Below are 4,965 nucleotides of genomic sequence, written 5' to 3' on the forward strand. Positions count from 1 at the left end.
CAAAGTTATCAACGATAATCTCACGCATGGGTTACCCCCTGCATGCTGCCGACAAGACCACGCGCAATTGTGATAATTTCGCTGGTGGCCGTTCGTTCCAGCCAGAGTTGATTGATGTTGGCTTTCAGCTTGTTCTGCTGTGATTCATCCAGCATGTCAGCGCCATCAACCTGGTCGAATACAATTCCAACCTCCAACGGCCAGATACGGGACTCGGGAAGCGGACCCGCCACTGGTTTAGCTTTCTCACGGATGTGCATGCGGATGTGGCGAATATTGGACCAACTGGAAACATCCAGGCTTCCCATAGCTGCAATGAAATCAGCAATGTTCATGCCATATTCACCGGATGCTTCAAGGGCAACAGTGCGAATACGTTCCGACATATCCAGGCGCGCAGCAGCGTCATCGAATTGAATCGACAACAGCCACTCATCCACACCGAACAAAATGCTCTCACTAATAAGCAGCTTCGCTTTGTCGATCGTTAATGGTGATACCTGAGTGAATTCCGGTGCTTCGACAGAATCCGCCGCCCAGGTATGCCCAAACTTCGATTCACTGAATGTGTATTCTTCTTTATCGCCGAACGCAGCTCTAACACATGCCCACGCTTCGACACCGCTGATATCAAAAATATCTTTCTGGGTGAGTGGCAACTCTGTTTCTGGCTTACCNGCAGCTTCGCTTTGTCGATCGTTAATGGTGATACCTGAGTGAATTCCGGTGCTTCGACAGAATCCGCCGCCCAGGTATGCCCAAACTTCGATTCACTGAATGTGTATTCTTCTTTATCGCCGAACGCAGCTCTAACACATGCCCACGCTTCGACACCGCTGATATCAAAAATATCTTTCTGGGTGAGTGGCAACTCTGTTTCTGGCTTACCGGCTACTGTTGGTGTGGACGTTGCTGGTTGAGGTTTGCTGGTAGCAAATTGTGCCAAAGCCATAAACGCACGCCCTTTTGCCTCCAGTTCTGTACGGTTGATATAGCTGAACCGCTCGCCACGCCATGACTTATCGAATACAGCTATGGCACCGGCAAAAAACGCGCTGGTGGGTTTTTGTTTTTCGTCAGCAGGCACAAACCACACAGGCAGATCGAACCCAATACGACCACGAATAAACATGATGTGATCGGCATCTTCCGGCCACCATGTTTCACTTGTGGCAGACTTCACCAGGTAAATATAGCGACCACCTCTTTCACGCATGTCCATGGTGTGATTCATGATGTGTGTCATACCCGTGATCGCCTGCTTGTCGTGATACTGCGAGCGGCTATATGGAGGGTTGGCAAAAGCCGCGCCGCCCAGTTCATTCAGACGTTCAGACCAGTTCTGTGTCAGTGCATTATCTTCGGCGGTGTACCATGCCGGGCACTTCGCGTTGTCGTCGTCAGCAAACAAGTCCAGAACTAATGGACCAAATAGCGCGTTGATACCCCAAAAAAGCAGATCCGGTGTCCGCCACTGATCGCCAACCTCTTTCAGTTCGTGGGCTGGTTTGTTGCGCAGTGCCGCCAGAGCCTGGCAATATTTGTTTAACATCATCCTCTGAACCCCTCTGGAATCGTTGTTTCAACCGGACCAAAAGCCATCACATCGCGCTTTTTCGCGCCCCAGTCAGCACGTTTAGGCCGTCCCTTCTGCTCCCAGCGGGTAGCGCTTTGCAGATAGCTCTCGAATTTCTTCGGGCCAAACAGCGTTTCCGGTCGCATGTACTGGTACTGCTCGTCGTTCTCGTGCCAGTGCTCATGCTTCAGGTCGATAACAAGTTGCAGGTCTGCAACGCTGTATCCCTCACGCAGTCGGGCACGGATGTTCTCCAGGGATGTTTTTGATTTCTGATACCGGGATCCGCTGNCGCATGTACTGGTACTGCTCGTCGTTCTCGTGCCAGTGCTCATGCTTCAGGTCGATAACAAGTTGCAGGTCTGCAACGCTGTATCCCTCACGCAGTCGGGCACGGATGTTCTCCAGGGATGTTTTTGATTTCTGATACCGGGATCCGCTGATTTGGTTCAAATGGGTCAGAACCAAAATTGCCTGATCAGTAATCACGACTTCAGGGTCTGGTTGCGCCGCAACCGGACAAGAGGGTTTTGAAGTTACTTGTGGATCTTGTTTTGATTTTACTGACGGATCCCCGCCAGATTCTGACGGGTCAAAACCGCCATTTTTGCCAGATTTCGACGGGTCAGCTTTTGAGGCGTCAAAATTTGATGCGTCAGATTTTGACGTGTCAGAATCTGACAGTTGAGAAAATGCGGCAGCCTGAAGTTTCGCCACATTCAGGCGGTAAACGTTCGAAGCATTACGGTTACCATTACGGCGCTGTGTACGCGTGAGCCAGCCATCTTTTTCAAGCTTAGCGATTGCCGTTCTGATAGTGCTCGGCCCTGCGCCAAGCTGGCGAGCAATAGTTTCAATGGACGGCCAGCACACTCCCTCATCGCTGCTGAAATCAGCCAGTCGAGCCATGATCGCGACACTAGACAACTTCATGCCCGACGCCGCGCAACCATCCCAAACGTAGCCGGTTAATTTAGTGCTCATGATCGTCCGTTATCTCCCTGAACTTTTGCCTGAAATGCTCAAGTGGGCTGAAGCATTCGTGCGGGTAGCCATCACGCAGGTAGATAACGCGTTGTGTTTCTGGTTCCCAGCGGATAACACGGACAGACACTCCGCGGTGGTCTTTGAACCTTCGGTTAAGTTCGCGCACAGGCGTTTTGCCCTCCGGTTATAGACCCCCACAATTGAAACCGCCCTACTGTGGTTACACGGAACCCAGCGGTTTGATAATCTGCGTTCATACCGAAACAACGGAGTACCCGAAACCGGGATCATCCTGAGTTGCGGTAGACGGTTAAAAGCCGTTAAACTGCTCATGCGGATTATTTCTCCATACTCGAAGAGTTGTTCGCCAAGGCGCCCGGAGCTGCACACTCGCGGGCGTCACTCTTTTCTGGCGCGCAGAAAACACGGAATAGCAGCGTCAAATGCTCCTGCCACTTAGCCATTACCTGATAACTGTTCTCTTCAATCTGCTCACGTTCTGCCGGATCAATAACCCCGTCNTCATGCGGATTATTTCTCCATACTCGAAGAGTTGTTCGCCAAGGCGCCCGGAGCTGCACACTCGCGGGCGTCACTCTTTTCTGGCGCGCAGAAAACACGGAATAGCAGCGTCAAATGCTCCTGCCACTTAGCCATTACCTGATAACTGTTCTCTTCAATCTGCTCACGTTCTGCCGGATCAATAACCCCGTCGGCGGTTGCCTTACGCAGGTACTGCGAGTGTTTGCCAATCCATTCGATTGACTCCATCAGACGCTGGTTGATATCGCCGTTATCAAGATCATCTACTTCCACCAGCGGAACGAATACACCACCACTACGGCGGGCTATCGCATCGGTGACATACTTAGTACCGCTCGCATCCTGAAGCACCATCGCCCACTCAAGCGGGAAAATTTGATCACCTTCGTTACGTAGTCGGTTATAGAGTGCATCCGTTGAGAGTTTTCCAGCGCGGTACAGACCAAGCCATTCAGCTGCTTCGGCATACCCACCAGACATTTCGGCGATCGTTCTTTTGATTGCAGCCACCAGCCAAGCTGGTTGTCGCTCTACTTTCCAGTGTTGTTTATCCACGGTTGTCCCCTATTTTCTGTGGTTTTAATCACGCAGCCGAATGACTACGCTTTTCATAAAGGGATTGGTTAACTTTCAAATCACCTTTCGTCAGCGCCTGGATCTCAAATGCCCTCCCCTTTGGGATAACTTCATCCCAGCCCGATACAGATGCGTGGGAGATATTCAGCGCCTTGGCGGTTTTCCCTACGCCACCGAAGTAAGAGATAACGTCATTCTTTTTCATTTTTCCCTCTGGAGTTAGGTCATGCAGCGCATAGATAGTAGGATATCTTACATAAAATGGTCAAGCACTCCTACATTAGAAAATGGTAGGATTGCCTACATGAAAATGAATGATCGAATCCGAAGCAGACGAAAAGAGCTGAAGATGACGCAATCCGTCCTGGCAAAGCTTGTCGGGGTAAACCGCGTCACGATCACCGGCTGGGAATCTGGTGACTATAAACCTGGCGGTGAGAACCTTCAGGCGCTTGCGGCTGCTCTTGAAAAGACACCGCAGTGGTTGCTGGAGGGTAAGGATGACGGGAAACAACAACCGCCAACAATGAACCCAGAGCAGAGATTCGGAATTAGATCAGTTCCCGTTTTAACGTGGGTGCAAGCCGGGGAATGGACTGCCAATAGTGGTGCGATAACGGAACGAGACATTCAAGACTGGGTTTACACTTCAGCAGCTGTTTCAGAGAGCGCTTTTGCACTAATAGTCCGCGGTGACTCAATGACTAACCCAAATGGCGCACCAAGCATCCCGGAGGGCTCTCTCGTCGTCGTAGAACCTGACTTTGGAGATGCCAGCCAAGCAAATGGTAAAATTGTCATTGCTCAGCTAATGGGAAGTGACGAAGCCACTATAAAAAAATTCGTCATTGATGGTCCGCTTAAATACCTTGTACCTCTCAATCCCAACTACAGGATGCTCGAGGTAAACGGCAACTGCCGTTTGGTCGGATTAGTAAGACAAGTGATAATGGATTTATAAGGAAACCGGGTTATCCCGGTTTTTTTCCACCCCTCAATGTAAGTTATCCAACATTTCCTCTTGACCTTTCTTTGTAAGTTATCCTACATTAAATAAACAAACAGCGAACAGGCAGGACGCCCACGAAGTAGCCGCCGGTGGCATATGAATAACCGGATGATTCGCTAACACATAAAAATTGCAAAGGAGTTCACGGTGGACGCAAACGAACTGAAGCACATCATTGCTCTACTGCTGGAGGATGCTAAGCGAGTTCAACAGCTCGAGCCAAATTCCGGGACTGAATCGCGCATTCAGCTTGCGCAAAAAGCATTAAAAGAGG

6 protein-coding genes and 3 pseudogenes are annotated in these 4,965 nt (G+C 50.4%); 2 read left to right on the forward strand and 7 right to left on the reverse strand.

What is annotated here, in order from left to right; translation table 11 throughout:
* Positions 1-20 precede the first annotated feature (20 nt).
* The 7 genes and pseudogenes from B9P82_RS29255 to B9P82_RS27805 form a co-directional block, all read right to left on the reverse strand.
* Positions 21-425 carry a hypothetical protein gene (locus tag B9P82_RS29255; protein WP_246842190.1) on the reverse strand — a complete coding sequence of 135 codons (405 nt, stop codon included), beginning with the start codon at positions 423-425 and terminating at the stop codon, positions 21-23.
* Positions 426-487: 62 nt separating this feature from the next.
* Complete coding sequence (locus B9P82_RS27775; RefSeq protein WP_246842191.1) at positions 488-1,555, reverse strand: phage N-6-adenine-methyltransferase; 1,068 nt, start codon at positions 1,553-1,555, stop codon at positions 488-490.
* Positions 1,552-2,560 (reverse strand): annotated as a pseudogene (locus tag B9P82_RS27785) (conserved phage C-terminal domain-containing protein). The gene B9P82_RS27775 and the pseudogene B9P82_RS27785 overlap by 4 nt, the downstream one beginning before the upstream one ends.
* Complete coding sequence (locus tag B9P82_RS27790) at positions 2,550-2,729, reverse strand: DUF4222 domain-containing protein (RefSeq protein ID WP_072023842.1); 180 nt, start codon at positions 2,727-2,729, stop codon at positions 2,550-2,552. Before B9P82_RS27790 ends, B9P82_RS27785 begins: the two are co-directional and overlap by 11 nt.
* Positions 2,730-2,901: 172 nt before the next feature.
* Positions 2,902-3,066, reverse strand: a pseudogene (locus B9P82_RS27795) (DNA-binding protein); the annotation flags it as partial.
* 28 nt (positions 3,067-3,094) lie between these two features.
* The gene (locus B9P82_RS27800) at positions 3,095-3,661 is read right to left on the reverse strand and encodes a YmfL family putative regulatory protein (RefSeq protein ID WP_101701439.1); all 567 of its coding nucleotides are present in this window, start codon (positions 3,659-3,661) and stop codon (positions 3,095-3,097) included.
* 28 nt (positions 3,662-3,689) lie between these two features.
* On the reverse strand, positions 3,690-3,887 hold the full coding sequence (locus B9P82_RS27805) for a Cro/CI family transcriptional regulator (protein WP_057101686.1): 198 nt from the start codon (positions 3,885-3,887) through the stop codon (positions 3,690-3,692).
* A 99-nt stretch (positions 3,888-3,986) separates the two neighbouring features.
* Between B9P82_RS27805 and B9P82_RS27810 the strand changes: the two genes are divergently transcribed.
* Complete coding sequence (locus B9P82_RS27810) at positions 3,987-4,643, forward strand: LexA family protein (RefSeq protein WP_101701440.1); 657 nt, start codon at positions 3,987-3,989, stop codon at positions 4,641-4,643.
* A 195-nt stretch (positions 4,644-4,838) separates the two neighbouring features.
* Positions 4,839-4,965: pseudogene (locus tag B9P82_RS29595) on the forward strand (hypothetical protein); the annotation flags it as partial.

The organism is Citrobacter sp. L55, assembly GCF_002850715.1.
Lineage (GTDB): Bacteria > Pseudomonadota > Gammaproteobacteria > Enterobacterales > Enterobacteriaceae > Citrobacter > Citrobacter braakii.

Excerpts from the sequence above, each read along its gene's own strand:
- B9P82_RS27810 (WP_101701440.1), top strand. The coding sequence starts at position 3,987 with ATGAAAATGAATGATCGAATCCGAAGCAGACGAAAAGAGCTGAAGATG.
- B9P82_RS27805 (WP_057101686.1), bottom strand. The coding sequence starts at position 3,887 with ATGAAAAAGAATGACGTTATCTCTTACTTCGGTGGCGTAGGGAAAACC.